The sequence below is a fragment of the Nostoc sp. genome (assembly GCF_036919615.1).
Lineage (GTDB): Bacteria > Cyanobacteriota > Cyanobacteriia > Cyanobacteriales > Nostocaceae > Nostoc.
This window is the reverse complement of record NZ_JBALCN010000026.1, coordinates 83061-109562: the sequence shown is the minus strand read 5'-3', so window position 1 is coordinate 109562 and position 26502 is coordinate 83061. Positions and strand designations below refer to the sequence as shown.

The following is a 26502-nucleotide window of genomic DNA, read 5'->3' as shown; positions in this document are numbered from 1 at the left end:
CCAGAAGCACTCGAAGCCGCCAGGGCAATTCAGGATGAGAAATATCGCGCCGATGCCCTGAGTGCATTGGCCGACAAACTGCCACCAGAGTTGTTACCAGAAGCACTCGAAGCCGCTAGGGAAATTCAGTCTAAGACATCTCGCGCCGATGCCCTGATTGTATTAACTGACAAACTGCCAGAGTTGTTGCCAGAAGCACTCGAAGCCGCCAGGGCAATTCAGGATGAGAGATATCGCGCCGATGCCCTGAGTGCATTAGCTGACAAACTGCCACCAGAGTTGTTGCCAGAAGCACTCGAAGCCGCCAGGGCAATTCAGGATGAGAGATATCGCGCCGATGCCCTGAGTGCATTAGCCGACAAACTGCCAGAGTTATTGCCAGAAGCACTCAAAGCCGCCAGGGCAATTCAGGATGAGAGATATCGCGCCGATGCCCTGAGTGCATTAGCCGACAAACTGCCAGAGTTATTGCCAGAAGCACTCGAAGCCGCTAGGGCAATTCAGGATGAGGAATATCGCGCCGATGCCCTGAGTGCATTAGCTTCCGGTCTGTCACAAATGCCAAATGCCAAACTTTTCCCTCTCTGGCAAGATACACTTCATCAGCTATCCCTTCGCACTCGCCCTAATTTACTGCAAGATATTACGGCATTGTTTCCAGTTATCTTTGCATTAGGTGGTAAAGCAGCAACGGCAGAACTTGCCCGTGCTATTGGGGATGTGGCGCGATGGTGGAAATAATTTGTAATTCGTAATTCGTAATTCGTAATTTAAGAGAGTTAGATTTAACTTGCATCTGTAGCCTGATTTTGGTCAATTGGTATAAGGGGATGCAGGATCTATAGTTTTAAGCGAAGTGCGATCGCCTTTTACAGCTACTCAACCATCAAGCAGGTATCGAATTTACAAACTTTCTCTGGTGTCCATGAGTGGCCGATCGCAATTAGTCATGAAATCATCAGAGAAATTGTCTAGACTGTTGATGAGCGATCGCCAGGGTATCTTTGGCAATGAGAACACCTGACGGTTGTAATCGTTGGGGGAAAGCTGAAGAGGTTGTTATTCTAGTTCTGGGATAACCACGATGGGTTTTAAGCAACTTCTTTAGGTGACATTTTAATTTCTACTTTTTGATTTAAAGCTGCTGCAATCCGAGCCAATATAGACAAAGAATGTCCCTCATAGTCAGCATCTTCCAATCGAGCAATGACTGACTGGGTAGTACCGACTAAATCGGCCAATTGTTGCTGGGTTAGTCCCGCTTGTTTACGGGCATCGTAGATGATTTGAGATACTTGAGCATTTATTGATGATTCTTTAACCATCTCTTGTAATTCTGGATCTTCTTTCATCATTCTTTTAATGATTTTCAGTGCATCATTAGTTTTCTTCATCTGTTTCTTCCTCTGGTTCGATATAAGTATGAACTTCTGAATTGAGTATGAATAAATTTTTGTATGTTAATGCTAAATCAATTTCTCGATCTGGAACTTGGTTATCCTCTTTAATGATGGCATGAGCTAAAATCACTACATTTTGACCATGAAAAAAATATAGAATTCTATACTGTACTCTGATGTGCTTGGCTCTTAGTTCATAAATACCATCACGCAGTAAATCTGCGGCGGGTCGTCTTAATTCAAAACCATACTCAGCTAATTGCTCAATTCTGGCGATGCAGTTCGCATATCCCTTACGATCCTGTTTAAGTAATTTGTTTAGCCACTTTAAGACTGGAACTTCTCCTCTATCATCCTGAAAGAAAATAATTTGTGTTTCTGGCATTGTCTAGGATCAGGTTACGCATACTATTAATTTTATCGCAAAAATGCGATTTTACTGAGTAGGCAGCAGAGCCAAGCCCTTTATTTTTTCCTGATCCAACTTTGGCGTTAGCGAACGCGAACAGCCTCTGTCTGCGACACGCTGTTCGCGTTCGTAGAGAAGGCATCGCTATCATCTAACCTACACCCATACAACCTCCTTTCTGCCTGGTTTAGAGACTTTTTTTACGTCGAACTCCGGTCTAGTAGTCATGAAATCATCGGAGAAATTGTCTAGACTGTCGATGAGCGATCGCCCTTCTACAATAAGCGATCGCCTATATTGTTCTTTCCTACAGAATACTAGGCGATCGCCTACAGAAGTTTTGCCTACGCAGCAATATCCATCAACAAGCCGCTTTGCATCTACGCACTCCCCAACAAACTGAAGCGGTCTTTGAGTTCACGGGAGCGGTCTTTGAGTTCACGGGAGCGGTCTTCGGGTTCATGGGAGCGGTCTTCGGGTTCATGGGAGCGGTCTTCGGGCTCATGGGAGCGGTCTTCGGGCTCATGGGAGCGGTCTTCGGGTTTATGGGAGCAGTCTTCGGGTTCACGGGAGCAGTCTTCGGGTTCACGGGAGCAGTCTTCGGGTTCACGGGAGCAGTCTTCGGGTTCACAGGAGCAGTCTTCGGGTTCACGGGAGCGGTCTCCCTTAAAACTTTTATGAAACTTAAACAATTATTACTATAAAAATCAACATCTAGTGATGAGATACCGCAAAATTACTGGTATCACCTGAAAAGTTTATTAGAAAAAATTGTGAGTTACCCTGAACCGGAATGCAGTTTAACTAAGGCAAGCTAGCTCTAGAAGTATCTTAAAAAAATAAATTTATGTCTCGTCTAAAACGCACATCCCGCATTTTAGAAAAAGCTCAGTTAAGATCGGCTGGACTGAAATCGATTGTTCCAAACATCAAATTTGATGAAAATTATAGTCTAGAAAAACTGATTGAGTCAATTGACCAGTTACGTAACAAAATTGATGTTTATAATACCGCTCTGTCTGTGGTTGACTCTTCTAGAACTGAAATTGAAGAGATGGAAAAAAACTTGAGTCAGCTTTCTGAGAAGATGCTGATGGTGGTTGCTATCAAGTATGGCAAAGACAGCCGTGAATATGAGATGGCGGGTGGTGTTCGGAATAGCGATCGCGCCCGCAAAATCAGGTCAAGCCGCTTGAAAAATGTTGCAGAACAAGTCTTAGATGATAATGCTAAAACTGCATAGTATAAGAAAGTAGGAGGTAGGGAGAGATGAGAGACGCAAAGACGCAGGAAAAAGGAGAATAACTACTGACTGTTGTACAGACCCAATAATCGCGTCTCTCTATCTGTGATATTGGGTATCTACGCTTCCTAGCAGTCACTAATTTGTTAACAGTGACAAATAATTAGTTAATTTACAATAAATGGACGTAACTGGATTCGAACCAGTGACCTCTACGATGTCAACGTAGCGCTCTAACCAACTGAGCTATACGTCCTTAACCACACAATTATTAATAATAGCATATACTCCTCTGATAGGGCAAGATAAAGACCCAAATCAGGCTAACTGTATAATTTGACATCTTGCACCTGTGGCAAAAACCGGGTTTCTAACATTGGTAATATCCTTTTCTTAGATGACCCTAGTGTATGATCAATAAGGTTATTCGGTTCTGGTGGGAGTTAGCTACCAGAGGTAACGGGGAAAGTTCGGTGCAAATCCGGCGCTTGGGAGCAACTGTGAAACAATTTGAGATTAAGGAACTAAGTAATCTAAAATCCCAAATTGGTGAGTCAGGATGCCCGCCGAAATAGATTTATCAGTCCCACATATCTGCGAGATACAGATGACTACTACTGTAAATATTTCCCCAACTAGCCCCTTGAGTGTTGCTGACCATACTTTATTTGTTTGCAAAACTTGTGCCAGCGTTTGGCAAGATGGAAAACGCTTAGGTGAAAGTGGTGGTCAAAAGCTTCTACACCAACTTCAGCAGCTTGCACAAGATTGGGATTTACGAGATAAATTCTCAATTCAGGAAGTTGAATGTATGAGTGCTTGTAATCGTTCCTGTGTAGTTGCCTTTGTTGCCAAAGGCAAATTAACATATTTATTTGGTGATTTAGCCGTCGATGGTAGTGCATCTGCGGTACTAGAATGTGCTAGTCAATACTATGCCAAAGCAGATGGTTTACTGCCTTGGTCAGAGCGTCCCGAAGCCCTGAAAAAGGGCATTTTGGCAAAGATTCCACCTTTATCTCAATGATGCGCGTTTTGATTCTGGGTGGGACGGGAGATGCCGCAGAACTAGCTGCCAGAGTGATGACTATCCAAGGGTTAGAAGCAATCACGTCTCTAGCCGGTCGCACCCGTGAACCATCAGTTCCGTTGGGCGATTTGCGCGTTGGAGGCTTCGGTGGTGTGGCTGGATTGGCTAGCTATCTACGAGTAATGCAAATCGACTTATTAATTGATGCAACCCATCCTTTTGCTACTCAAATTTCCTTGAATGCGGCAGATGCTGCAACCGAAGTCGGAGTACCCCGTCTAATGTTAATCCGCCCGCCTTGGGAAAAAGGAAGTGACGATCGCTGGATTGAAGTTAACAGCGTTGAAGCCGCAGCAGCATCTCTGCAAAATCAGGCACAGCGAGTATTTTTGACAGTTGGCAGGCAAGAACTCGCCGCTTTTGCTCACTGCGAGAAAATTTGGTTTCTGATGCGGATGATTGACCCTCCTACCGATGATGCTTTAGTGCCACCGGGAATGATATTGTGCGATCGCGGGCCCTTTACCCTTAATAATGAAAGGCAAATCCTGATTGATCACAAGATTGATACCATCGTGAGTAAAAATAGCGGTGGCAATGCAACAAAGCCCAAGATTATTGCAGCGCGAGAACTGGGTGTGAAGGTTGTTATGGTAAATCGTCCAGCCATACCGCCAGGGAAGCAGGTTAGTAATGTTGATGCTGCTTTGGCATGGCTATTTGACAAGTTGCACTAGTCGTGCAAAAAGGCCCAAGCCGCCGATCAGACAAGGAAAATATCGACTGCTGCATCAACAGAGGCATCTGCTGTACCACTTCCATCTTGGTAGTGAACAGATTGAATTTCCGTATAATACACGGGAAGTCTTTACAAAAACCGCGATCGCAACAACCTTCATGAAAAATCTAACTCTACTATCTGCCATAGCCCTCGCCACTGGATTAGTTTTCGGGACAATGCAACCCGCCTCTGCTTTAAGTTAGAACTGGAATTATTCTGGTATTGGCATAGTGGCAAACGGTACTTTTACCACTAATGACACCCCTAACGATTTGGGTTTTTACCTAATTTCTGGAATTACTGGTACACGAAATGGTGAAACAATTACTAGTCTGCAAGTCGCCGGGACTCCAATACCGGGAAACGAACCTTTTAATGTTGACAATTTAATTAGTCTGAATACTCAGCAGTTAACGGGTGACGGTTTTGGGTATTCCACTTCGGAAGGAAACTATTCTAGTCCATTTTTCGCTAGTTTTTTGCCGACACCAGGTTATTTAGAGGTTTTTTCTACGCCGCCAATTATACCAGGTTTTGAAAATTTTGGATTGGAAGATAGTGAGTTACCTATTAGTTTTTCTGCAACCATAATCACCGTCCCTGAACCCACCTCTATCCTTAACTTACTCGTTCTCGGAACTCTCGGCGCACCTTCAGCACTCAAACGTCATAAGCTATCCAAATTAACTCAGAAAAAGCTCGAAAAATTTTCCTAAAACCATCAATTAAAACTCACAATTACTCCTTCATTCACTCTCTTGAAGGGGTTAGTTGTTGTCAGCCAATCTGGATCTTCACTGCAATAATTTTTTTTCCGAAGGAAGATGAGGTGCGTACCCTCTGATAAAAATTGCGATCTCCCTATACGCTCTTTGAGATATACAGATTAGAGTAATATAGCAACGGTAGTATCATTGCATCCAAATGATACCGTAATTTTGTCTAGATATAGAATTATATCGCCCTGCCAACGGTAGATTATTTCTGAAAGGAGTTTGCTGCAATGTCTACAACACCGACTACTCGACTGATTTTGGAGACTTTACTCCCCCATCTCAAAGTAGCAGCAGCCTATGCCCATTTTCTGCAACCAAAAATTGCTGCACTTCCCGCCAAAGAACAAGGAAAAAACTTTTTTGCTGCCGCACTTACTGATGCAGATGTGGCTATTCAAAATCTAGTAGAAGTAGTATTACTAGGAACTTTCCCAGAGATTCGCTTTTATGGGGAAGAATATGAAAGTTCTAATAACACCAAGTATTTTCGTGCTACTGAACTCGGTTCTGAAGATGATTACTTAGTCACACTCGACCCGATCGATGGCACGAAGTTTTACATGGATGGACATTCTAATTACCAAATTATTCTCTGTATTCTAAATTCGGATGACTTTGAAGCAGTACTTGCCATTTCCCCTGCCCAAAACATTTATTTTTACGCTCTTCGAGGCGAAGGTGCTTTTAAAGGAACGCTGGGGATGAACTTAGAAGCCTGTGCCCCGTTAGAGATAACATCCGCCAAACCTTCTATTTTGTTGGGATGGGGAATGAATTTGATCGCACATTTACTGAAAGATCGATATAAAGTAATCGATATAGCGACTGATTACTCTAGTGATATTCAAATTCCCAATCTTAATGGTATTCTCACTGGCGACTTGAGTGGAGCAGTGATCAAGTCGGGTAAATTTATTGATAGTGCAGCACTCGCTTTTATTGCGAAAGAGGCTGGCTGGATTGTAACTACTCTGGACGGTTCGACTTTACCGCCACTGTATACTTGTAAAAACTATAGCCTGCCTGGATTGATAATAGCTGCCTCAAAATCTGTTCATCAACACTTGCTAGAAGCGATGCAAAGCGTAGCTGTTTGAGGGTAAATAACTAGTTAATTATTTGCTAACTATCGCTAAACAAAATGAAAATCTGTATTGTTGGTGCGGGTGCGATTGGTGGATATTTAGGGGCAAAACTGGCACTGGCTGGGGAAGCAGTGACGCTGATCGCTCGTGGTTCTCATTTAAAGGCAATTCAAACAAATGGGCTGAAGTTGCTTATGGCAGACGGTTCCAGCGAAATTGCTACTCCGTCTCTGGCAACTAGCGATATCCAGTCAGCGGGGCCACAAGATGTAGTAATTTTAACTGTTAAGGCTCATAGTGTGCCAGCGATCGCACCTTTTCTCCCTACACTGTACGATACTCAGACGATGGTGGTAACAGCCCAAAATGGCGTTCCTTGGTGGTACTTCCGCAAGCATGGCGGTGAGTATGAAGGTACGCGGATTCAATCTGTTGACTCAGATGGGATTATTGAAGCTAGTATCGGTGCTGACCGCGCCATTGGTTGTGTTGTTTACCCAGCAACTGAGATCATTGAACCAGGTGTAATCAAACATATTGAAGGCGATCGCTTTACTCTGGGTGAAATCGACGGCAGTAAAACAGAACGCATCCAATTATTGGCGCAGACTTTAAAACAGGCAGGATTCAAAGCACCAATCCGCAATCAAATTCGCACGGAAATTTGGACCAAATTGTGGGGTAATGTGGCGTTTAATCCCATCAGTGCCCTGACTGGTGCTACTCTAGAGGATATTTGCCGCTATCCCCTCACCCGTGAACTAGCGCGGCAAATGATGACCGAAACTCAAGCGATCGCAGAAAATTTGGGTATAAAATTTGGCATTACTTTAGAACAACGAATTAACGGGGCAGAAAATGTTGGTGCCCATAAAACCTCAATGCTACAAGATATTGAAGCCGGACGCACTACGGAAATAGACGCTATTGTTGGTGCGGTGGCAGAATTGGGAAAACTCACTCAAATTCCCACACCTTATATTGATGCTATTTATGCCAGCGTCAAGCTGCTGGAGGCTACCAAAATAAAGCTTTGATTTGACTTTCCTTAACTTTTGATAGCATGTGGAAAGCAGCAGATGTCAAGGAAAGTTTGTCTTCACGAGAGTCTTTTGGTTTCTCACCAAAACTCTGGTTTTTAGCATTCTATGGGTAAACCAGGATAAGTCTATTTGATGAAAGGTAAAAGGTCAAACTCTTGACGAATTTCTAACAGTGAACGGTCTAACATTGGTTCAAAGTTAAGAAACGGGATGAAAATCTGATGGTTGCGAGTTTTTAACCACATTGAAATCAACTCTGGCACTAATCGTAGTAATTCAAAAAAGATAGAACTGTACAACCCAATCACACCATGACGTTTGATCAAGTCTTCGTACATCACACTTACAGATGGATTCTGGCGCTCATGCAACCAATCTCTAAATTTGAAGTCACTCGTCCAAAATGTCAGCGGCAAAATCTTAAGTTCATCGTACATATCCGTATCACAGCCATAAATTACGTGACTAGCATCATGAGCAAGCAAGATTTTGGCAAAATCCTCTGGTTGAGTGCTGGGAGCAGTGAGATCGAAATTGACTGCGTAGTATTCCTCCAGCCCTTGACGTAAAGTTTGAGTGCTATTTTTGTTGGTATATTGGGGTCGAGTTCGCAAAGACATAGGTCTGTGAATAATATTATCGATACTATTAGTATCGATAATATTAAATACAAATGTCAATCCCATTTGTAGCTTGTCAGAGATAAAAATTAATATGAAGTTCTTGCTACATGAGTGAACCTGCTAAAAAACGCCCCGGAAGACCTCGCAGTATTGAATCACATCAGGCAATTCTCCAAGCGACAATTGATTTACTCATAGAGGTTGGTTTTACTCACATGAGTGTTGATGCGATCGCCGCTCGTGCTGGAGTGGGCAAAACCACGATTTATCGACGATATAGTTCCAAGGAAGAGTTGATTGCAGATGCCATTGAAAGTCTCAGACAAGAAGTTGTGATACCTGATACAGGGAGTTTCTGGGGTGATATCGATTTTCTAATCGAGAGTGCTGCACAACTTACACTCAACCCTTTGGGAAAACAAACCGTTGCCATGATTGTTAGCACTGCATTAACCAATCCTCAGTTTGCTCAGATGTATTGGACAAAATACCTACAGCCTCGACGCCAAGCTTTTGCGATCGTGCTAAAACGTGCGAAGGAGCGAGGTGAATTTCAGGCAGATGCCGATTCTGATTTATTCTTCGACACAATAAGCAGTATTATGCTTCATGCATCAGTTTTTCCACCTGGTGCTGAATCATGGGTTGCTTATGTTCGCCGTCTTCTAAATTTTTTGCTAAGAGATAAGGTGGTTTAAAAAGCAAATGCAGATTCAAAAGCTTCTGCACAAAACTTCTAGCCACACTAAAATCTTTGGCTAGCTGAAGTTATATAATTATCAAGTCCATGAAGAAAAAGAAAGTATGACTATTAACGATACTAGTTGTAACAGTAGTAGGAATCAGCATCATTACAGGACATAGTAATTCTCTAAAAGCTGTCTCATCTTTAGGTAAAGACACGCTGACGATAATTACTTCTCCAGATTATCCCCCTTATGAGTTTTATGATACTGAGTTTTACCAGGGGGAAGTAGTTGCCATACTAGGCCCTTCTGCTTCAAGGAAATCTACCTTTCTGGTCAAAGATGTGCTGGAAGTGATCAAAGCTTTAGTGTTATCTGGAATGACAATGGCGATCGTTACCCATGAAATGGGCTTTGCAAGAGAAGTTGCTAATCGGATTATGTTCCTCGACCAAAAAAGTTTAGCAGAAAATACAACTCCTCACGAATTTTTCCAAAATCCTAAGTGCGATCGCGCCAAGCAGTTCTTGGAAAAAATGCTTTAGAACAATTGAAATTCGCCGCTTTTTTTGTATTCTTGAAACTTTTCCACAACAGGGCGATCGTTTGACGTTAACGCAGGTAAGTCTGCCAAATCGAAAAATTCCAGTGCTAACGATTCTCCATCTAGGCAAGCAAGACTGCCTTCCCATTCAACAGATCGCAAAATCAAATTGAAGGTTTGGACGCGATCGCCGTTAGGATAAGTTACAGTTTCAAAGGCTGGGTTGGAAGAAAACCCCACAGCTGCAAAACGCTTAACCGTTAAACCAGTTTCTTCAAAAACTTCTCGTGCTGAACATTCTTCGGCAGATTCGCCTACCTCAGGATAGCCACCAGGTAGCCCCCAAAGTTTAAAATCACTTCGTTTTTGCAACAGAACGCGCCCCAAGTTATCCTCGATAATCACGTATACGCTAAATAACAGAAGTAGGCGATCGCCTACAACTTGTCGTAACTTGCCGAGATAAGAGTCTGACCAATTCACCATAATCTTAGAGAAAGTTTATAAAAAAAATTTAAAGGTAGCAAATAGCGATCGCCTGAAAACAGGATAATGCAGCTGAACTGTCTAATCCTTCCCATTCAACCTAACAACTATGGCATATACACCCAAAATCCTCGCCTTTGCTGGCAGCACCCGGATTGATTCTTACAACAAAAAATTGGTAAAAATTGCGGTGGCTGGTGCTAAGGCAGCAGGTGCAGAAGTGACTTATATAGACCTCCGCGATTTGCCCTTACCTCTTTTTGATGAAAATTTGGAAGCTCAAGAAGGACTACCTGCCAACGCCCGCACTTTTAAGGACTTGATGATTTCTCATCAAGGATTGCTGATTGCTTCGCCGGAATATAACAGTTCCCTCACAGCAGTTTTGAAGAATGCCATTGACTGGGCATCTCGTCCATCTCCAAATGAAGCACCTTTGGCTTTGACTGCTTTTGCAGGTAAAGTTGCTACCATTATGAGCACTTCTCCAGGCGCTCTTGGTGGTTTGCGGGGGTTAGTTCACCTGCGGTCTATATTGGGAAACATGAGAGTTTTGGTACTTCCCGACCAGGTAACCGTACCCAAAGCTTATGAAGCCTTTAATGGCGATGACACGTTAAAAGATCCTAAACAGCAGCAATCTATTGAAAAGCTAGGCGATGGCTTAACAAAGATATTGCTGAAGCTTAATTAAACTCTTCAATTTGATAGTAAATAACGAATACCTATCATTAACACAAAGATGCCATACAGCTTTTTCATTAACTCGGTGCTAATAAACGGCTGATTTGCAAACAATGCTCCGAAGAAGTTACCCACAATTAAACCAACTGCAATAATCAGGGCATATTTGATATTAAGATTACCGTTGCGATGGTAAACTAAGGCTGCTAAAATGCCAATTGGCAAAATTTGAGCAGCCACAGAAGTTCCTGTAGCTAACTTCTGATCTAAACCAATTATTAACACCATTGCTGGAATCATAATTGCACCGCCACCGATACCAAACATCCCGCCAGCAACACCAGAAACTAAACCGATTAACAACAGTTGGATCAAAATATTAGACATAAAAAATGGTCACTATATTGCAAATTATAAATTAATTTTATTGGACAATATTGATTTAGGTAGCATTCCATGCACACCTTTTTGGGGACTGTTCACAACTTGAGTAATATGGAAATTTACAGCTAAACTACACAATACATAAGCATCTTCTGGCAACAAATTTATGAAGCGTTCCAGAAAATCAATCATGTTTTTTAAAGCTAGTTCCAAGGCTTCATCTAAGGTTTGAGCAAAGCCCATTGTGATGATATGAGTTGGAGTTTCGGCAATTGGGGTTGTCAGTTGTAAATCCTTGCGAAGTTTGAGGGTAATTCTACCGTTCATGGAAGTTTCAATAGCGGTGACATTTACCTCGCCGTCTCCCTGTGCAGAATGCCCATCACCAATAGAAAATAATCCACCTGGTACGAAAATCGGCAAAAATAAACGAGAAGCAGCTTGCAGCTCGCGGTTGTCGATATTACCACCGTAGGAACCTGGTGGGACGGAAGTTCGAGAGGTTTCTGGAGTAGCGACACCAAGAATTCCAAAAAACGGTTTTAGAGGAATTTTTATACCAGTACCTGCCGGAAATTCTGCGATATTGTTTGTTAAATCTAGAGGAATGAATCTCAAAGCAGGTTGAGGAAACTGATGTGGTAAAGCTCCCCAACCTGTACGAATGGCATTGAAGCCTATAGGTAAACGAGGTGCGATCGCATTTAATTGTACTTCCAAAACATCCCCTGGTTCGGCATCGCGCACATAAATTGGCCCTGTGAGTAAATGCGGCCCCCCAGCAATTTTGCGTTCTGGTAAAAGATTTTGGCAGATGTCGATAAATTCTGGTGTGACAAACTCAGGTGGTGCTTTGTCGTAAACGTAGTAACCAGTATAAGTTTCTACGTCAACTGTATCACCAGAATCAATAGTGAGTGCTGGTTTTAGCAGATGGGAGAAACCACCCAGATGCACAGTTTCTTTTGAGGCTTTTAAAATGTAGTGAGTCATCGCTGTTTTGTTTTTAGTTGCGTGTAATACAGGAGCAAGTCGCATGGGCGAGTTAAAAGACTTGAGCAAACTGGTGTACCATTGGTAGGGGTACAGCAATATTCCCTAACGCGTGTTGCATCAAAGAGAGAACCGCTATGTTAGTAACTTGCACAGCATTTTAGCAATTAAATATAGGTCAATTACGTTTCAAGTATGAATAATTTGTACACACAAAAACGGTAAAAGACGAGTGCATGGACGCGAGTTATTTATTTATACAGTCTATAAAGTACAGATATCTCTACATCTTATACATGATGCTAGAAGTGGTGTAGAGATAGAAATTGATGAAAAGCTTGCAATTGATCCACATTATCACCGTTAGGGGAAGTGGTTATGTGGTAACGAAATAAAAGATTAAAGGTTTTTAATCTTCTATTATCAAGCAATTATAAAGCAAAAAAGTACCCTTGAGGGTAATACCGTAACTTAATTGAATTGTCCAGAATAGGAGGTGAACATTCTTTTACTTAAAAAGAAAAGAAATAGATATGACAAGAAGAGTTGCAGGAATCGTTACTATTGACGGCACGGATGATGAAAGCTGGCCATTTAGCAATGAACATGGTCATTTAGAACAAGGTGTTGATGTCATTCTGGATGAGGGGCAACCTGCTGGAATCATTGAAGTGCCTTATTTACGTTGGGGAGGTGAGTGTCGAGTTGAAGTTGAACTACGTGGACAGATAGTTCAGAATAATGCAGTTCAAGTCACAGGAACAGCAAAACTGTTTGAAGGTACTTCTAAGGACACAGATGACTTAGAAGACACGCAACAGGTAAACTTTACAGTTCCAAAGGGCGGTTTACCTACACGTCGTCAAATTAACTTGAGAAATAGTGGAATTGGTGGCGGCGATCATGCAGAAGTTTACATTACTCTCACCAACTCGATTTATGAGAGTCCCGATTGAAGACATTGTTAAAAAGGATTTATTGATGAGAACGTATTTCTCATAAGCTATTTGATCACATTCATCACAACCCGCCATATAAGCGGGTTTTTTATTGTTTCAATTTTTAATTAAAAACTGCCAATATTCCCGTAGATATTCTTGTTTGGTTGCGCTCAAATCTGTGTTTATCAGGTGAACCAGGAGCTTATTCTGGAAACTGACTTTTCACGGTAAGTCCTCAAACCACGAAACAGCGTGGCTTTTTCCACAGTCTAATTCTCAATAACTCTAAGTTAATGAAAATAGGTAACGTAAAAGTTAGGGTTTGAGAAACCCTCAAAATAACCTTTTCCACATCCCGTGAAAAGTCAGATTCTGGAAAAGGTCGTCCCAAGAAGCATGCTCATTTCACGCTGTGGCAAGAGGGGCAGAGGGAGAAGGATTTGTAACTATAATTTAGTAAATTGGTATAAATGGGACTTGTAAATAAACCTTTGAGCTTCATTGATAAACCAATGAAGAATATTGGTAGAGGTGGACAGCAGTACGCTCAAAGCGCGTGTATCAACAGTTTTATTAAAAGCTAGATTATTATCTCAACAATTTGCTAAACTCCAACTTCATGGAGAGCAAATAAAAACAATTAGAACATCGGGAATTTGGAGGGGGTTGCAGAGTGGCTGATGATCAACGCATAGTCAATGCACAACAGATTCATCCAAAGGATTTTTCATGGGGATTATGGCCTGTTTTGCCACTCTACCCATATGGTAGGCGGCAGACAATTCGTCAAGAAGTGGTCAAGGACACAATTTGGAATTTTGACCAGATTCAGGGCATTTTCTACGTTGTTGTACCGATTCGCATGACTGTGGTTAAGCTCGAAGCCGGGGGTCTTCTCGTCTACGCGCCTGTTGCACCAACTCTAGAGTGCATCCGGCTTGTGAATGAGTTGGTGACAGAACATGGCAACATTAAGTACATCATCCTGCCAACTATCTCTGGTATAGAACATAAAGTCTTTGTCGGCCCCTTCGCTAGATACTTTCCGACTGCACAGGTGTTTGTGGCTCCCCATCAGTGGAGTTTCCCGCTAAATCTCCCCCTTAGCTGGCTTGGCTTACCCCCAAAACGCACTCAAGTACTCCCAGAAGATAGTAGCAAAACACCCTTTGCTGACGAGTTTGATTATGCAATGTTGGGCCCCATCGAGCTTGGGCCTGGTCGGTTTGCAGAAGTTGCTTTTTTCCACAAGCGATCGCATACTCTTTTAGTAACAGATTCTGTGCTTTCTATCCCAGAAGATCCACCTGCGATCGTTCTATTAGATCCATATCCTTTGCTGTTCCATGCCAAGGATCATGCTTGTGATATTGTTGCAGACATTGAAGTAAATCACCATAAGGGTTGGCGGCGCATCTCGTTGTTTGCTTTGTATTTTCAACCAAGCACACTAGATATACGCCAATGGAGTCAGGTATTGCAAGATGCTTTGAAAGCACCAGAGCGCTCAAAGAAAGCTTATTTTGGATTGTATCCCTTTAAATGGCAGTCAGATTGGCAGCGATCGTTTGATGCCCTACGAGGTGATGGGCGTTTGTTTGTCGCACCAATTTTACAGAAGCTGATTCTCAACCGCGCACCCAAAGAAACCATCGATTGGGCTGATAAAGTTGCAAGTTGGGACTTTGAGTGGATTATTCCCTGCCACTTTGATTCACCGATTAAAGCCAAGCCGTATCAGTTTCGCCAAGCTTTCTCTTTTTTGGAAAAGCAGCCTGCTGTCAGTATAGGTTTGTTCAGCAGTAGCAGCTATCCTTTACCAGAGGAGGATTTTAAAGTACTTAGAGAAATCGATGCAGGTTTAAATAAGTTTGGCATTGTGCCAGCCGCAAAGGAGAAGGTGTAGGACGTGAGTTCGATAAACCTTTCCCTAACTTGAACTTTTTTAGTTCAAGTCTGTCCCTCTCGCCCGTCGGCTGCGGTGTACACACAAGTCTTTGGTGAGATAATTTAAGATTTATCGTGCAGCCCCTGAGATACCTCACCCTGGTTTTACTATGTAAAACCTGTCCCTCTCCTTACTAAGGCTACCGTGTATACACAAGTCAAATTACCCCCCTTAATCCCCCCTTAGAAAGGGGGGAAACAGGAATCTAGTTCCCTCCCTTTGACAAGGGGAGGGTTAGGGTGGGGTAAAACTGACGCGAAAAACCAGGTGAGTAAACTATTTCAGACTTGTGTATACACCGTAGCCTTACTAAGGAGAGGGATGTCCTTTCTTGACAAGGTGAGGTTTTTCTTTTGTTTTGGGTAATTCGATGACTTGTGTGTATACCGTAGCGCCTGTTGCAGAGAGACGGTTTTGCGTAGTCGTACTTAAATATTTTTGAGGGATAAACAAGCTTAAAACCCATGCAGAGTAGAGGTAGACAAACTTCCACCACAGTCTATTAACCCAAGTTGCGGGTTATTACTAAAGTTGGGATATTGGTTATCAACCTGATGTGCTTTTTTCACAAGCCAGCTAAATAAAAGATCAGCGAGCTTTAATTGTCTAAAAATCTGTTGGGGATCTCCAAGATGGGTTTTTGGCAATTGTTGTCCTATTTCTTTGAAAACTAGACCAAGAGGCACATTGATTTCATCTTGGAGTTTCAAATAGCGCGTGAACAGCGAACCGTAAGCTGCAATTAGCGAACCAACTCCGCCTCGCGCCTGTCCCCAGCCAATAAAATAGAGTCCCTTGTAATCATCAAAAAAAGAACCGCCATAGCATTTAACTACTGCTCCTTCAATACGCTGAAGTTCTGGGGGTAGGAAAGGATAAGCAACGTAGTAACCTGTTGCACAAACAATCAGGTCAAATGCCTCTCGACTACCATCAACAAATTCAACTTCCCAACCATCAAGCTGACGTACCGCAGGTTTAGGAATAATTCGTCCATGATTGATGTAGTAGGGCACTTCATTGTTCAGAGTCGGGTGCTTGTCAAAAACTCGATACTTGGGTTTGGATAAACCATAATTTTCGTGCGTCCCGAAGCTCAGGCGGATAATTCCGTGAGCCATAAGCCGCTGAAACCATTGTGGCATCCACCATTTTATTAAGTCAGCAATTGGGACTCCCGCAAAAGACTTTGGGATAAACCACACTGATTCGCGCATACTCAGAACAGACTTAGCACTGACGCGGGCTGCTTCTGCGGCCAGATCGCAAGCTGAGTTTCCACCTCCAATCACCAAAACTCGCTGACCACGCAACTGATCTGGATGCTTGTAATCTTTAGAATGGATAATGTTACCGTAGAATTCTCCCTGAAATTTAGGAAAACGTTTGCACCAGTGATGCCCATTGCACATCACCACTCCTTTATAGATTCGCTGTTCTCCATCAGCAAAGGTCACTTCCCAAAGATTGTTTTCAACTGGGCGGACGTAATTAACTGTACGATTCAGTTCAATCTGTGGACGTAAATCAAAATAATCTGTAAAAGCGTTTAAATAATCCCGCATGTTCTGGGCGCTGGGAAAATCGGGATAATTATCAGGCATGGGGAAATGGCTAAATTGGGTAATTTTGCGTGACGAAATAATGTGGGCGGTTTCGTAAACGCCGTGATACCAATTTCCGCCAACATCATCACTGGCATCAACTTGGTCGTAAGGAATATCGGCAGTCTTAAGTGCCCAAGCCATACCTAATCCAACAAAACCAGCCCCGATAATCAGCTGTTTGTGAGTTTTATCAAAAATCTTCTGAGTTTTACTACTTTCCTTTACCAACTTTCAACCTCCTAAGAAATGCATCATTAATCGAGTTCACTATCTGAGGAAAATATCGTTTGAGAAGATGGGCTTTTTTAGCTGTGGCATCGGGAAAGACATGCAATTTATTGTGAATAATTCCTTTAATTGTGGCGCGCATTACCTGGGCTGGATCGGTTGCTACATCTTCTAGAAAGTCGTCGTTACCCTTGGCAAAACTTCCAAACCGTTCACACTGGAGAATTGGAGTACGGCTAAAAAAGGGATAGACAGCTGTAACCTTTACATTGTAGTCTTTTACTTCATGGAAAAATCCTTCACTAAATCCACGCAAACCAAATTTGCTAGCTGCGTAATGAGTTAATCCAGGCGATGCCCACCAACCTGCTAACGATGAAATATTCACAATATGACCTTGTTGACGAGCAATCATATCAGCAGCAAATAGGGCGCTTAACCGCATCGGTGTTAGTAGATTTATCTGCATGAGACGTTCCCATTTCTCACTTGGAATTTCATCCATGCGACCAAAGACCGCAATACCAGCATTGTTAATCAAAATATCGACAGGAATATTGAGTGCTTTGACTTGACGATACAGGTTTTCACATCCTTCACTGGTAGAAAGATCAATAGCTAGGTAAGCTAGTACTTGACCAGTTGCGACTTGGCACTGAATCAATTCAACTCGTTCACGCAGCACAACTTCATTTAGATCCGTTAAAATCAGTCGGCTACCAGCCTCTAACAACTGTCGCGTCAGTTCCTGTCCAAACCCACCAGCAGCACCAGTAATCAGTACAACCGTCTTGTCTAACTGGGTCATAATCTCTTTTCCAAATTATTAATTAATATTGCTGCGAATATTTTGTTTCATGGTTATTATGAATTGAAAATACGAGATAAACGCATCTAAAAGTATTTAACAAAAAACGATATTTATAAATTATCAATTTTTGGTAACTTAACAAAACAGAATTTAGAAGTAAAGCTGAAGACGCTGCGCCTTTGGCTAAAATCACAACTTGCGCCCGCCCTTCGAGCCGCGATCGCCTGAAATTTAGCGGCAGGAACACCTGCGTATAATAGCATTCCGCAGTAACCGTTTAAGCGCTCTTCCATCACTCTGGTTAAAGAAAAATAAGAGCGGACTGCGGGAGTAAACCATACATGACCAATTTCAGCACGACCATGATTTGGTGCGATCGCAACTAATGCCACAATACCTACCTGAATATTTGCTGAGTTTTCAAAGACTGTTCAAGCAAGAGGGTCGGATTTACTTACTAGGTTTCTTTCTATCCAGTCTTTCATCGTGGCAGGGTGATCAAATGGGCCGTAAAAGAGATAATTCCACATGGCTTCTTTTTCTGGAGTGCCGTGTGAAGCTGCATATAAGGTATCCACATCCCTTTCTGGAATCAGGGGTCTGAGTGTTACAAATTGACCGTTGAGTTGAAGAAATTTCGGTGGTTGCCAAGTTCGGTTTTGCATGATTTTATTGTTTCTTACACACAGATAATCTCATATCAAAGCCACTGGCAATGTCTCTTGACTCGTTGCAAAGTTGCAGGCATTTATCAGCCTACGGCAATTCGGTTATATGAATCTGTGGGTTATCAACGCATAGCAGCTTATGGACGCTATGTGGGAAATCCAGTGAGTGTTTGCTTTGAGAAATGGATTTTTGAGTCTTAACGTTTAATTCCCTTAAACCGTTCTTGCGCCGCCTGAAATGCTTCTTGCATCACCAACTGAATTTTTTGGGGATCGGGTTTCTTACCTCCCATTAAATCACCAAAGTAAACGCAGGCTGCTTCCCCTAATGCCCAGGTATAGGCGGCTGCCCAAGAAGCTGCGATCGCACTACCAAAACCTGGTATAAATTTAATTAACTCCCGGGCAATTGCCTGTGCTAAAAAACCACCTGCGATCGCACTGACAACGCCTCCCGCCTGAGATGGCGTAAGTGTCTGCCCATATAATTTACCCAACAGACCCACCATTGATCCTTGCAAGGCAGTTAGTACGGGCATTGTGGCAAATGGCAGAGGTACAGCGGCAAGGGTGGCAGACATAATTGCAAATGGCAAAATATAACGGCGTGCAGCATCGCGGTAAAGGTTACCAAGTTGCTTACCAGTTTCTTCCTGATCCAATAGCTGATAAATCGCCTGAGCTTCGGCTTCTGGGAGTAATTCTGCCAAGGAATCTCTCAGGGCTTCTAAGCCATAAAATACCGGAGTGTAGCCATCTTCTTCTAAAGTAAAGTCAATTAGTACAGAGCGGTCAGTTATCTTTGCGAAGGCTTGCTGCATTGCGGCAAATGCGCGGTTGACTTCCTGATAATCTGGCGGATAGGCAGGATGATCGACGGTATCACCAGGATAAACCTCATGCAAGCAGGTAACTACCAGCAGACAGGGAATATTTGGATATTGCTGACGCAACTGTTGAGCAATTTGTCGCAATGTGTCAGTTGCAAAATCATTTATTTTAACTGTCAAAAGGAGGATTCTGGCGGAACGAGTCTCCTGTTGTAAATCGCCAACTAACTCTTGAATAATTACCTGAGTATCTTGTTTAACATCACCCAGCCCCACTGTATCAGTAAAAATCAGTAACGGCAGGTCATTGGAAGGATAAGCATAGCGCTGAGTGTGTTGGGTGTGGGGACGAAATCCCTGACCGACAATCTCGGCAGATACTCCCGTCAATCCCCGGACAATTGAACTTTTTCCGGCTTGGGGTTTACCAATCACTAAAGCTTCTGTGGTTGGCAGTTCGGCTCGAATTTTCTCTAAAATCTCTGCAACCTGAGTTTCGTTTACACTAAACCATTCAACAACTGTCTGTGCCAGTTGTTCTACGGGCAAAAGTTGCGTTAAGCGGGTTGTTGCGTTGTTCCAGACACCAGCAATGCGGTTTGTCCAGGAATTATCGACCGATTTAGTAGCTGCTCCATCGGTCGGTTTACTCAACTGCTGAGAATCAGTTGACGGTGAGTCAGCATCACGTTGCTCAGTCATTTCTATGCAAACGGTAGATAGCTGTCTTAAATTTAGAACACTTCATGGTGTTTAAGATTGAAATTGTTGATAGAGAAGACCCTTTTACTCATCTTATAGCGATTCTCAAAGGGATATAGCCATTTATAAATTGAATGAAGTACGCAGATAGACCTAACCCCCTTCCTGACGCTCTAAGGGGGAAGAATTCAAAGCCTCTCTCCTTTTAAAATAGGACTTACGCAAAAAACCTCTCAAACTCTTAATCCTCCGTGTCGCGCCAGTTGCTTCTCCTATCGGAGACGCTGCGCGAACAAGTCTCTTAACCCGCCCAACGCACTGGCTTCTCTGTGTCTCTGTGGTTCGTTCTTCCATGACCTGTGCGTAAGTCCTGTAAAAGAGAGATCAAAACTGTACCTCACCCAACGAGAAGCGCTATAACCAGTATCGTTAGTAGTGTTATAAACCTGGGCGATCGCGTTTTGAAGGTAGCGGTGGCTCACACTACAGATAAACCGTCGCCGTAAAAGAAGGTAGCAGGGAAAAATTATTGTATCGACTGACAATGCGATTGTATCGGCTGACAATGCGATTATATCGGCTGACAATGCGATTGTATCGACTGACAATGCGATTGTATTAGCTGACAATGATCAAACAACATTAAAGTTATGGAAAGACTTTCGGACGCTTACCTAATATCAGCTTGGCTCAATTAAATCAGCGATCGCCTTTATCAATACATCTGGATCTACTGGTTTAGAAATATGCATTTGAAATCCTGCTGCTAGTGCTTGCTGCTGATTCATTTCCCCTGCATAAGCCGTCAGAGCGATCGCTGGTACGCGTCCTCCTTGTTGAGGCGATCGCGCTCTCACTTCCCGCATCAGCATATAACCGTCTGTCTTTGGCATTCCAATATCGCTAATCAAAACATCTGGTATCGACTCAGACAGCGCTTGTAATGCCTCCTGTGCTGATGATACTGCGGTTACTTCCACACCGTAGTCTTGTAAAATAAAGGTAATTAAGTCGCGGATATCAGGTTCATCGTCTACCACCAAAATTTGAGTGTTTAAAAGGCGGGAGGATTCCGGCTGACAATCTAAAGACTCATTCTCTTCATGTTTAACCTGTTCACTTCTGACCAAAAGTGGTAGTTGAACAGTGAAGGTTGCACCCGATATTTCTCCAGGGGTTTCGGCTTGAACATTTCCCCCATGCATTTCGACAACTTTACGCACGATCGCTAATCCTAAACCTAGTCCACCAAATGTCCGGGTAGTTGTACTATCAGCTTGGCGAAAGTAATCAAACAAATAAGGCAAAAAGTCTGCGCTAATTCCCTTACCTGTATCGCTGACCTGAATTTGAACTTGCTTACCAACTTCCACTAATCGAATTTCTACCCGTCCTCCTGTCGGTGTAAATTTTACCGCATTGGAAAGGAGATTCCACACAACTTGCTGAAGCCGATTTGGGTCACCCATCACTTGTCCCAAAGTGCAATCAAATATGGTTTGAATTTGAATTGACTTAGCTTGTGCTGCTAGTTGTACTGTCTCTAGTGCTGCTTCAACCACCATTACCAAGCTGACTGGACAGATATTCAAGTTTAATTTTCCTTGGAGGAGGTGAGACACATCCAACAAATCTTCAATTAGCTGGGTTTGTAACTTGACGTTGCGTTCAACGGTTTCCAAGGCGTGGTTAGTGGTTTTTTCATCAAACTTGCGAGTCCGCAGCATTTTCGCCCACCCCAAAACGGAGTTGAGTGGGGTTCGTAGTTCATGGGAGAGAACCGCCAGAAATTCATCTTTGATTTTGTTGGCGATTTCTGCTTGTTTGCGTGCTTTCATTTCTCGTTCGAGGAGGTGAGCGCATTCTTTCTCGGCTGATTTGCGATCGGTAATATCCAGTACAAAAGCAACACCATTATCCTTAGAGTCATTCAGCAAGGCTATCCCTAAAACAATTGGGACTCGCTTCCCGTTGGGGTGGAGGTACTCTTTCTCATAAATTTTGGAAACTCCAGTGGTTTGCACCTCCAAGAGGGCGCGATCGTCTAAATGCTTATATTCGACAGGAGTAAGTTCTCTGTAATTAATTCTACCTAAGGTGGCAAACTGATCACGAGTGTAGCCAGCTAGTTGAAGAAAGGCATCATTGGCATCAATAATAAAGCCATCCACATTCCAAAAAGCGACTCCAATCAGATTAGATTCAAATAAACGCCGAAATCGCGCTTCACTTTCACGTAATGATTTTTCTGCCCGTTTGTGTTCCGTAATATCGTGATAAACACTAATTACGCCTTCAATAGTTTGATTAGAATTCCGTAATGCTGTGAGGATGTATTCATAATAATGTACCCCATCAGTGGTAAGATATTCACACTCATCCTTAACCGGCTGCCCAGTTTTCATCACAGCTTGTCGTTGATTATCTATCTGCTCTACAAGGTCTGTATGTAAATCCAGTTCTGGCAAAGTTTTTCCGATGATATCCTGGGGCTTTAAGCCTAGTAGAGTAGCTCCATCACGACTGACATACTGATAGCAACCTCTGCGATTAAAGATGTAAATGTGATCTACTGATGCAGTGAGGATAGCATTTAAAATATTTGCCTGTTCTTGGACTTGGGTTGTTAGTTCACGAGTACTTTCTTCTGCCTGCTTGCACACAGTAGTTTCCATACAAACTCCAATCATTCGCACCGCTTGTCCCTGATCGTCATAAATAAATTTTCCCTTGGCAGAAATCCAATGTACAGTTTTATCTAATCTAACTATGCGATATTCATTATTGTAGTCAGTCTTTTGTCTTAAAGCCTGGGCAATAACTTGCATTACAGATTGCCTGTCTTCACGATAAACGCACTTCAAAAACGCCTCATAAGTGCCCTCAAAACTCCCTGGAAGCAGACCAAAAAGCACTTCATGATTTTCTGACCAGATAACTTGATTGGTAACAATATTCCAATCCCACATGCCCATCTGGGAAGCATCTAGAGCTAGCCTGAGCCGTTCTTCACTTTCCCTCAGAGAAACTTCTTCCTGCTGTCGCTGTACAATTTCTTGTTGGAGTTGCTGTAAAGTGACTGCCACATCTGTTGGCAGATTCAAGGCTGTGAGTGTCCTCTGTTCAAGATGCCATTTAATGTCATGCTCGACAACTTGAATCTGGGGATTTTGTCGTGCTACTGCCAGTTGTTTTTTTAATTCTATTACTTGCTGCTCAAGCTCTGCTTGCCCTTGTTGATAAAATATTTCTGATTGCTCTAACTTAGCTACACGCTGCCGCATAACTGCTAATTCATCAGTGAGTTGAAAGTTAATTTTATCAACATTTGTCATCTTAAACACAACTCACAACTAAACAATACCGATTTGAAGAGTTAGGCATCCCCTAGTTTTACGAGTATGGATTTTTTAGATGAAAAATACAATCCATCAAAAGGCACATAGGAGTTTTAGCCACAAAACATCCTCTGAAATTAAGAGCGATGTCTAACGGCAAGACGCTTTGGATCCAGCGGTCAATCAATCATCTGTTCAGACGTATGAATACCGCACCAATTAATGATCCCACAACCTGCCCCCAGAAGACAACACCCGATTGATTTACACCAAGGGGGGGAATATTTAAACTGCCTATACCATAAAATAATTGTTGTACAAACCACCAAAATATATAGAAAACAGCTGGGAGTTGAATGGGGATATATAAGATTATTAGCGGCAAAATTGTGTCAATTTTAGCTTTAGGAAATTTCATCACATATGCTCCTAAAACAGCTGCGATCGCGCCATTGCTCCCAATCAATGGTACTTTCAAACTCGGTTCAGCCAGAATTTGGACTAAGCTTGTGATTACCCCAGCAGCCAGATAAAATCCTAGATAGCGTTTATGTCCCAGAATATTTTCTACAGTCTTACCAAAAACCCACAAAAATAGCAGATTTCCCAATATCTGACTAAAACTGCCGTGCAGAAATATCCCAAAAAATAGTGAAAATGTTCGCCAAATTACAATTATCCAAGCAGCAGAATTGTTGAAAAAGAGTGCATTTGTAATTGCCCCACTAATCTGCGCTGGAATCACACCCCAGCTATTGACAAAATCGCCCAATCCACCACTAAATTCTAGTTGAAGTTCCCATAAAAATACAGCAATATTAATGCCAATCAGCCAGTAATTAATAATCGGTTTACTCCGACAACGAATATTATCACTAATAGGAATCATACTAATTTATCATGACGCTCAAAGACTCGCTAACGTAATTCGTAATTAAGAAACACCAAACAAGTCATGATCCAAGCGGTTCCCTATCTGCTCCCCACTCCCTCACTTCTGCTTAACCTGTGGCAAGATTGAAATCAGATCGCATTGCACTTAAGTAGGCAAACGAGATGCTGGGAAACACACTTGTTGGAAGATACCAAATTATTAGTAACTTGGGAGGAGGGGGTTTTGGTGAAACATTTGTGGCTTATGATACTCAATTACCTGGATCACCTCAATGTGTCGTCAAGAAACTTAAACTTCAGGCAACTGATCCAGTAACTTTGGAGACAGCTCGGCGTTTATTTAATACGGAAGCACAAGTTCTATATAAATTAGGAACTCACGATCGCATTCCCCAACTTTTAGCTTATTTTGAGGAGAATGCCGAATTCTATCTCGTACAGGAATTGATCGAAGGTCATGACCTGAGTCAAGAATTAATCCCAGGTAAAACCCTGAGTCAAGAGCAAGTAATTTCACTTTTACAAGAACTTTTGACAATCTTAGAATTTGTCCATCAACAAAATGTAATTCACCGTGATGTTAATCCCCGAAATATTCTCAGACGCCACCCGGATGGCAAATTAATTTTAATTGATTTTGGTGCAGTTAAACAAATTACTACTCAAGTGATTACTCCTCAAGGTCAAACTATAGCTACCGTTGCCATAGGTACACCTGGATATATTCCTGGAGAACAAGCTCATGGTACGCCAAAATTAAGTAGTGATATCTATGCTGTAGGAATAATTGCTATTCAAGCTCTCACAGGATTATCACCTGAGGAAATAGTAAAAGATGCCGATACTAATGAAATTATCTGGCATAATCAAGCCACGGTAACGCCAGAATTCGCTCAATTCTTAGATAAAATGGTCTGCTACGACTTTCGGCAACGCTATCCTTCGGCAACAGTAGCATTACAAGCACTGAAAGAGTTAATCCAACCACCTGCCCAGACAATAGCGTTAACTCCTATTTCTCCACCCAAAAATATAAATAAACCTCAACCAAAAAAAGGTATATTGGGTAAAATTTTACTAGCTATATTTTTCATTGGGGTTAGCGGAGTAGCATCAATATTTATTTGGAATCACATTAATTCAAATAACGCTATAGAATTATCTAAACAAGGAAATACCCTTTTTGATTTGCAACGCTATCAAGACGCGCTAGCAGTATATGAAAAAGCAGTTAATATTAGACCAGATTATGCTCAAGGCTGGAATGGTCAAGGCAAAACGCTGGATAAATTAAAAAAATCCAAAGAAGCATTAGCGGCATATGACAAAGCAATTCAAATTCAGCCAGATTATTTAGATGCTTGGATTGGACGGGGTTTTGTTTTAGGAAATTTACGGCGATATCAAGAAGCGATCGCCTCTTTTGACAAAGCCTTACAATTAAATAATGACAACTCAGAAGTTTGGAACGCTAAAGGTGAAGCTTTCAGTAATTTAAACCAATATGACCAAGCAATTAAATCTTATGAAAAAGCGATTGAGCTCAAACCAGATAATTATGAAGCTTGGTACAAAAAAGGATTAGCTTTGCAGAATTCTAAGCGATACGAAGATGCGATCGCCGCCTACCAAAAAGTTGTTTATTTAAAACCAGACTATGAGCAAGCCTGGTATAACTGGGGAAATGCCTTAGTAAATTTGCAACGCTACAAAGATGCATTTACGGCTTATGATAAAGCAGTACAATCCCAGTCAAATTATTATCAAGCTTGGTTTTCAAGAGGAAATGTACTGCTAAATTTACAACGTTATCCAGAAGCGATTGAATCTTTTAATCAAGTAATTAAATTCAATCCTGGCAACTATCAAGCATGGTATAATCTGGGCTGGTCGCTGCATCAAAACCAACGCTATGAAGAAGCAATAAAATCTTATAATAAAGCAGCTACAATTAAACGAAGTGACTATAACCTATGGTATAATCTGGGTAATTCACAATACATTTTGCAGAAATACGAAGATGCGATCGCGTCTTATAATAAGGCAGTTCGTTATAAACCAGACCATTACGAAAGTTGGTATAGCAGAGGCAATGCCCTATTAAATTTGAAACGCTATCAAAGTGCGATCGCTTCTTACGATCAAGCAATAAAATATAAGCCTAATTACCAACAAGCAATAGACGCCCGCAACCAAGCCCAAATTCAACTGCAAGGTGAAAAATCAAAGCCTATAATCGTGCCAATTATCCCAGTTCCTAATTCCACCAATCCACCGCAGACGACACCTTAGTACTCTATCAAGTTAAGAATGCTTGATTCGTAGTGAGCGCTTTAGCGCTCAAATCAAGTACTAAAGTCCTTACTCT

General features: G+C 42.2%; 31 protein-coding genes, 1 tRNA gene, 1 pseudogene and 1 riboswitch. Of the genes and pseudogenes, 17 read left to right on the top strand and 16 right to left on the bottom strand.

Annotated features, from left to right (window positions below):
* Window positions 1-741 (top strand): annotated as a pseudogene (locus V7K48_RS09570) (hypothetical protein); the annotation flags it as partial.
* A 217-nt stretch (window positions 742-958) separates the two neighbouring features.
* Here V7K48_RS09570 and V7K48_RS09565 read toward each other — a convergent pair.
* From V7K48_RS09565 to V7K48_RS09555, 3 genes are read right to left on the bottom strand one after another with little or no spacing between them, the layout of a single operon-like run.
* A complete protein-coding gene (locus V7K48_RS09565) occupies window positions 959-1099 on the bottom strand; it encodes a hypothetical protein (RefSeq protein ID WP_335071797.1) in 141 nt (46 codons plus the stop codon).
* Complete coding sequence (locus V7K48_RS09560; protein ID WP_335071795.1) at window positions 1092-1394, bottom strand: helix-turn-helix transcriptional regulator; 303 nt, start codon at window positions 1392-1394, stop codon at window positions 1092-1094. Before V7K48_RS09560 ends, V7K48_RS09565 begins: the two co-directional genes overlap by 8 nt.
* Entirely contained in the window at window positions 1381-1785 is a 405-nt protein-coding gene (locus V7K48_RS09555; protein WP_335071793.1) for a type II toxin-antitoxin system RelE/ParE family toxin, read from the bottom strand. The genes V7K48_RS09560 and V7K48_RS09555 overlap by 14 nt, the downstream gene beginning before the upstream one ends.
* A gap of 250 nt (window positions 1786-2035) precedes the next feature.
* Between V7K48_RS09555 and V7K48_RS09550 the strand changes: the two genes are divergently transcribed.
* The 3 genes from V7K48_RS09550 (at window position 2036) to V7K48_RS09540 (ending at window position 3052) form a co-directional block, all read left to right on the top strand.
* The gene (locus V7K48_RS09550; RefSeq protein WP_335071791.1) at window positions 2036-2212 is read left to right on the top strand and encodes a hypothetical protein; all 177 of its coding nucleotides are present in this window, start codon (window positions 2036-2038) and stop codon (window positions 2210-2212) included.
* Window positions 2184-2513: a hypothetical protein gene (locus V7K48_RS09545; protein ID WP_335071789.1), complete on the top strand. Its 330-nt coding sequence runs from the start codon at window positions 2184-2186 to the stop codon at window positions 2511-2513. The genes V7K48_RS09550 and V7K48_RS09545 overlap by 29 nt, the downstream gene beginning before the upstream one ends.
* A 143-nt stretch (window positions 2514-2656) precedes the next feature.
* Window positions 2657-3052, top strand: coding sequence for a hypothetical protein (locus V7K48_RS09540; RefSeq protein ID WP_335071786.1), 396 nt, complete (start codon window positions 2657-2659; stop codon window positions 3050-3052).
* Window positions 3053-3234: 182 nt separating this feature from the next.
* On the opposite strand, the gene V7K48_RS09535 is transcribed toward V7K48_RS09540, so the two are convergent.
* Window positions 3235-3308 (bottom strand) — tRNA-Val (locus tag V7K48_RS09535).
* Window positions 3309-3463: 155 nt separating this feature from the next.
* Window positions 3464-3637, top strand: a riboswitch (cobalamin riboswitch).
* Between the two features lie 22 nt (window positions 3638-3659).
* On the opposite strand from V7K48_RS09535, the gene V7K48_RS09530 reads away from it, so the two are divergent.
* From V7K48_RS09530 to V7K48_RS09505, 6 genes are all read left to right on the top strand, one after another.
* Window positions 3660-4079: a DUF1636 domain-containing protein gene (locus V7K48_RS09530; RefSeq protein WP_335071784.1), complete on the top strand. Its 420-nt coding sequence runs from the start codon at window positions 3660-3662 to the stop codon at window positions 4077-4079.
* Window positions 4079-4819, top strand: a complete 741-nt coding sequence (locus tag V7K48_RS09525) for a cobalt-precorrin-6A reductase (protein ID WP_335071802.1) — start codon at window positions 4079-4081, stop codon at window positions 4817-4819. The genes V7K48_RS09530 and V7K48_RS09525 overlap by 1 nt, the downstream gene beginning before the upstream one ends.
* Complete coding sequence (locus tag V7K48_RS09520; protein ID WP_335071782.1) at window positions 4803-5066, top strand: hypothetical protein; 264 nt, start codon at window positions 4803-4805, stop codon at window positions 5064-5066. Before V7K48_RS09525 ends, V7K48_RS09520 begins: the two co-directional genes overlap by 17 nt.
* Window positions 5067-5093: 27 nt before the next feature.
* The gene (locus V7K48_RS09515) at window positions 5094-5579 is read left to right on the top strand and encodes a PEP-CTERM sorting domain-containing protein (protein WP_335071780.1); all 486 of its coding nucleotides are present in this window, start codon (window positions 5094-5096) and stop codon (window positions 5577-5579) included.
* Between the two features lie 287 nt (window positions 5580-5866).
* Entirely contained in the window at window positions 5867-6736 is an 870-nt protein-coding gene (locus tag V7K48_RS09510; protein WP_335071778.1) for an inositol monophosphatase family protein, read from the top strand.
* 44 nt (window positions 6737-6780) lie between these two features.
* A complete protein-coding gene (locus V7K48_RS09505; protein ID WP_335071776.1) occupies window positions 6781-7761 on the top strand; it encodes a 2-dehydropantoate 2-reductase in 981 nt (326 codons plus the stop codon).
* 131 nt (window positions 7762-7892) lie between these two features.
* Here V7K48_RS09505 and V7K48_RS09500 read toward each other — a convergent pair whose 3' ends face one another.
* The gene (locus tag V7K48_RS09500; RefSeq protein ID WP_335071775.1) at window positions 7893-8453 is read right to left on the bottom strand and encodes a hypothetical protein; all 561 of its coding nucleotides are present in this window, start codon (window positions 8451-8453) and stop codon (window positions 7893-7895) included.
* 44 nt (window positions 8454-8497) lie between these two features.
* Here V7K48_RS09500 and V7K48_RS09495 point away from each other — a divergent pair, with 44 nt between their 5' ends.
* Window positions 8498-9088 (top strand): TetR/AcrR family transcriptional regulator, encoded by a 591-nt coding sequence (locus V7K48_RS09495; RefSeq protein ID WP_335071773.1) that lies wholly within the window; start codon window positions 8498-8500, stop codon window positions 9086-9088.
* Between the two features lie 332 nt (window positions 9089-9420).
* On the top strand, window positions 9421-9621 hold the full coding sequence (locus V7K48_RS09490) for a hypothetical protein (protein WP_335071771.1): 201 nt from the start codon (window positions 9421-9423) through the stop codon (window positions 9619-9621).
* Here the strand turns inward: V7K48_RS09490 and V7K48_RS09485 are convergent.
* Complete coding sequence (locus V7K48_RS09485) at window positions 9618-10106, bottom strand: NUDIX domain-containing protein (protein ID WP_335071769.1); 489 nt, start codon at window positions 10104-10106, stop codon at window positions 9618-9620. The genes V7K48_RS09490 and V7K48_RS09485 overlap by 4 nt on opposite strands.
* A gap of 109 nt (window positions 10107-10215) precedes the next feature.
* On the opposite strand from V7K48_RS09485, the gene V7K48_RS09480 reads away from it, so the two are divergent.
* The gene (locus V7K48_RS09480) at window positions 10216-10800 is read left to right on the top strand and encodes an NADPH-dependent FMN reductase (protein WP_335071767.1); all 585 of its coding nucleotides are present in this window, start codon (window positions 10216-10218) and stop codon (window positions 10798-10800) included.
* Between the two features lie 5 nt (window positions 10801-10805).
* On the opposite strand, the gene V7K48_RS09475 is transcribed toward V7K48_RS09480, so the two are convergent.
* Together V7K48_RS09475 and V7K48_RS09470 are read right to left on the bottom strand one after the other, a co-directional pair.
* Window positions 10806-11177: a sulfite exporter TauE/SafE family protein gene (locus tag V7K48_RS09475; RefSeq protein ID WP_335071765.1), complete on the bottom strand. Its 372-nt coding sequence runs from the start codon at window positions 11175-11177 to the stop codon at window positions 10806-10808.
* Between the two features lie 24 nt (window positions 11178-11201).
* A complete protein-coding gene (locus V7K48_RS09470; RefSeq protein ID WP_335071763.1) occupies window positions 11202-12167 on the bottom strand; it encodes an acetamidase/formamidase family protein in 966 nt (321 codons plus the stop codon).
* Between the two features lie 533 nt (window positions 12168-12700).
* On the opposite strand from V7K48_RS09470, the gene V7K48_RS09465 reads away from it, so the two are divergent.
* On the top strand, window positions 12701-13123 hold the full coding sequence (locus V7K48_RS09465) for a hypothetical protein (RefSeq protein ID WP_335071761.1): 423 nt from the start codon (window positions 12701-12703) through the stop codon (window positions 13121-13123).
* A 658-nt stretch (window positions 13124-13781) separates the two neighbouring features.
* Complete coding sequence (locus tag V7K48_RS09460) at window positions 13782-15014, top strand: DUF4336 domain-containing protein (protein ID WP_335071759.1); 1233 nt, start codon at window positions 13782-13784, stop codon at window positions 15012-15014.
* A 497-nt stretch (window positions 15015-15511) separates the two neighbouring features.
* Here V7K48_RS09460 and V7K48_RS09455 read toward each other — a convergent pair whose 3' ends face one another.
* From V7K48_RS09455 to V7K48_RS09440, 4 genes are all read right to left on the bottom strand, one after another.
* Window positions 15512-16891, bottom strand: a complete 1380-nt coding sequence (locus tag V7K48_RS09455) for a flavin-containing monooxygenase (protein WP_335071757.1) — start codon at window positions 16889-16891, stop codon at window positions 15512-15514.
* Entirely contained in the window at window positions 16875-17699 is an 825-nt protein-coding gene (locus tag V7K48_RS09450; RefSeq protein WP_335071754.1) for an SDR family NAD(P)-dependent oxidoreductase, read from the bottom strand. Before V7K48_RS09450 ends, V7K48_RS09455 begins: the two co-directional genes overlap by 17 nt.
* Before the next feature lie 113 nt (window positions 17700-17812).
* Window positions 17813-18094 carry a hypothetical protein gene (locus V7K48_RS09445; RefSeq protein WP_335071752.1) on the bottom strand — a complete coding sequence of 94 codons (282 nt, stop codon included), beginning with the start codon at window positions 18092-18094 and terminating at the stop codon, window positions 17813-17815.
* A 39-nt stretch (window positions 18095-18133) separates the two neighbouring features.
* On the bottom strand, window positions 18134-18367 hold the full coding sequence (locus tag V7K48_RS09440; RefSeq protein WP_335071750.1) for a hypothetical protein: 234 nt from the start codon (window positions 18365-18367) through the stop codon (window positions 18134-18136).
* Window positions 18368-18424: 57 nt separating this feature from the next.
* On the opposite strand from V7K48_RS09440, the gene V7K48_RS09435 reads away from it, so the two are divergent.
* The gene (locus V7K48_RS09435) at window positions 18425-18571 is read left to right on the top strand and encodes a hypothetical protein (protein ID WP_335071748.1); all 147 of its coding nucleotides are present in this window, start codon (window positions 18425-18427) and stop codon (window positions 18569-18571) included.
* Here the strand turns inward: V7K48_RS09435 and V7K48_RS09430 are convergent.
* The 4 genes from V7K48_RS09430 to V7K48_RS09415 form a co-directional block, all read right to left on the bottom strand.
* A complete protein-coding gene (locus tag V7K48_RS09430) occupies window positions 18568-19902 on the bottom strand; it encodes a GTPase family protein (protein ID WP_335071746.1) in 1335 nt (444 codons plus the stop codon). The genes V7K48_RS09435 and V7K48_RS09430 overlap by 4 nt on opposite strands.
* Window positions 19903-20174: 272 nt before the next feature.
* Window positions 20175-20510 (bottom strand): hypothetical protein, encoded by a 336-nt coding sequence (locus tag V7K48_RS09425; RefSeq protein ID WP_335071744.1) that lies wholly within the window; start codon window positions 20508-20510, stop codon window positions 20175-20177.
* A gap of 72 nt (window positions 20511-20582) precedes the next feature.
* Complete coding sequence (locus V7K48_RS09420; protein ID WP_335071742.1) at window positions 20583-23237, bottom strand: PAS domain-containing hybrid sensor histidine kinase/response regulator; 2655 nt, start codon at window positions 23235-23237, stop codon at window positions 20583-20585.
* A gap of 190 nt (window positions 23238-23427) precedes the next feature.
* Window positions 23428-24129, bottom strand: coding sequence for a rhomboid family intramembrane serine protease (locus V7K48_RS09415; protein WP_335071740.1), 702 nt, complete (start codon window positions 24127-24129; stop codon window positions 23428-23430).
* 167 nt (window positions 24130-24296) lie between these two features.
* Here V7K48_RS09415 and V7K48_RS09410 point away from each other — a divergent pair, with 167 nt between their 5' ends.
* The gene (locus V7K48_RS09410; RefSeq protein ID WP_335071738.1) at window positions 24297-26426 is read left to right on the top strand and encodes a serine/threonine-protein kinase; all 2130 of its coding nucleotides are present in this window, start codon (window positions 24297-24299) and stop codon (window positions 26424-26426) included.
* Window positions 26427-26502 lie beyond the last annotated feature (76 nt).

Coding starts and splice junctions, on each gene's coding strand:
- V7K48_RS09560 (WP_335071795.1), bottom strand. CDS start 1,394: ATGAAGAAAACTAATGATGCACTGAAAATCATTAAAAGAATGATGAAA.
- V7K48_RS09555 (WP_335071793.1), bottom strand. CDS start 1,785: ATGCCAGAAACACAAATTATTTTCTTTCAGGATGATAGAGGAGAAGTT.
- V7K48_RS09550 (WP_335071791.1), top strand. CDS start 2,036: ATGAAATCATCGGAGAAATTGTCTAGACTGTCGATGAGCGATCGCCCT.
- V7K48_RS09540 (WP_335071786.1), top strand. CDS start 2,657: ATGTCTCGTCTAAAACGCACATCCCGCATTTTAGAAAAAGCTCAGTTA.
- V7K48_RS09530 (WP_335071784.1), top strand. CDS start 3,660: ATGACTACTACTGTAAATATTTCCCCAACTAGCCCCTTGAGTGTTGCT.
- V7K48_RS09525 (WP_335071802.1), top strand. CDS start 4,079: ATGCGCGTTTTGATTCTGGGTGGGACGGGAGATGCCGCAGAACTAGCT.
- V7K48_RS09510 (WP_335071778.1), top strand. CDS start 5,867: ATGTCTACAACACCGACTACTCGACTGATTTTGGAGACTTTACTCCCC.
- V7K48_RS09505 (WP_335071776.1), top strand. CDS start 6,781: ATGAAAATCTGTATTGTTGGTGCGGGTGCGATTGGTGGATATTTAGGG.
- V7K48_RS09500 (WP_335071775.1), bottom strand. CDS start 8,453: ATGGGATTGACATTTGTATTTAATATTATCGATACTAATAGTATCGAT.
- V7K48_RS09495 (WP_335071773.1), top strand. CDS start 8,498: ATGAGTGAACCTGCTAAAAAACGCCCCGGAAGACCTCGCAGTATTGAA.
- V7K48_RS09485 (WP_335071769.1), bottom strand. CDS start 10,106: ATGGTGAATTGGTCAGACTCTTATCTCGGCAAGTTACGACAAGTTGTA.
- V7K48_RS09480 (WP_335071767.1), top strand. CDS start 10,216: ATGGCATATACACCCAAAATCCTCGCCTTTGCTGGCAGCACCCGGATT.
- V7K48_RS09475 (WP_335071765.1), bottom strand. CDS start 11,177: ATGTCTAATATTTTGATCCAACTGTTGTTAATCGGTTTAGTTTCTGGT.
- V7K48_RS09470 (WP_335071763.1), bottom strand. CDS start 12,167: ATGACTCACTACATTTTAAAAGCCTCAAAAGAAACTGTGCATCTGGGT.
- V7K48_RS09465 (WP_335071761.1), top strand. CDS start 12,701: ATGACAAGAAGAGTTGCAGGAATCGTTACTATTGACGGCACGGATGAT.
- V7K48_RS09450 (WP_335071754.1), bottom strand. CDS start 17,699: ATGACCCAGTTAGACAAGACGGTTGTACTGATTACTGGTGCTGCTGGT.
- V7K48_RS09440 (WP_335071750.1), bottom strand. CDS start 18,367: ATGCAAAACCGAACTTGGCAACCACCGAAATTTCTTCAACTCAACGGT.
- V7K48_RS09430 (WP_335071746.1), bottom strand. CDS start 19,902: ATGACTGAGCAACGTGATGCTGACTCACCGTCAACTGATTCTCAGCAG.
- V7K48_RS09420 (WP_335071742.1), bottom strand. CDS start 23,237: ATGACAAATGTTGATAAAATTAACTTTCAACTCACTGATGAATTAGCA.
- V7K48_RS09415 (WP_335071740.1), bottom strand. CDS start 24,129: ATGATTCCTATTAGTGATAATATTCGTTGTCGGAGTAAACCGATTATT.
- V7K48_RS09410 (WP_335071738.1), top strand. CDS start 24,297: ATGCTGGGAAACACACTTGTTGGAAGATACCAAATTATTAGTAACTTG.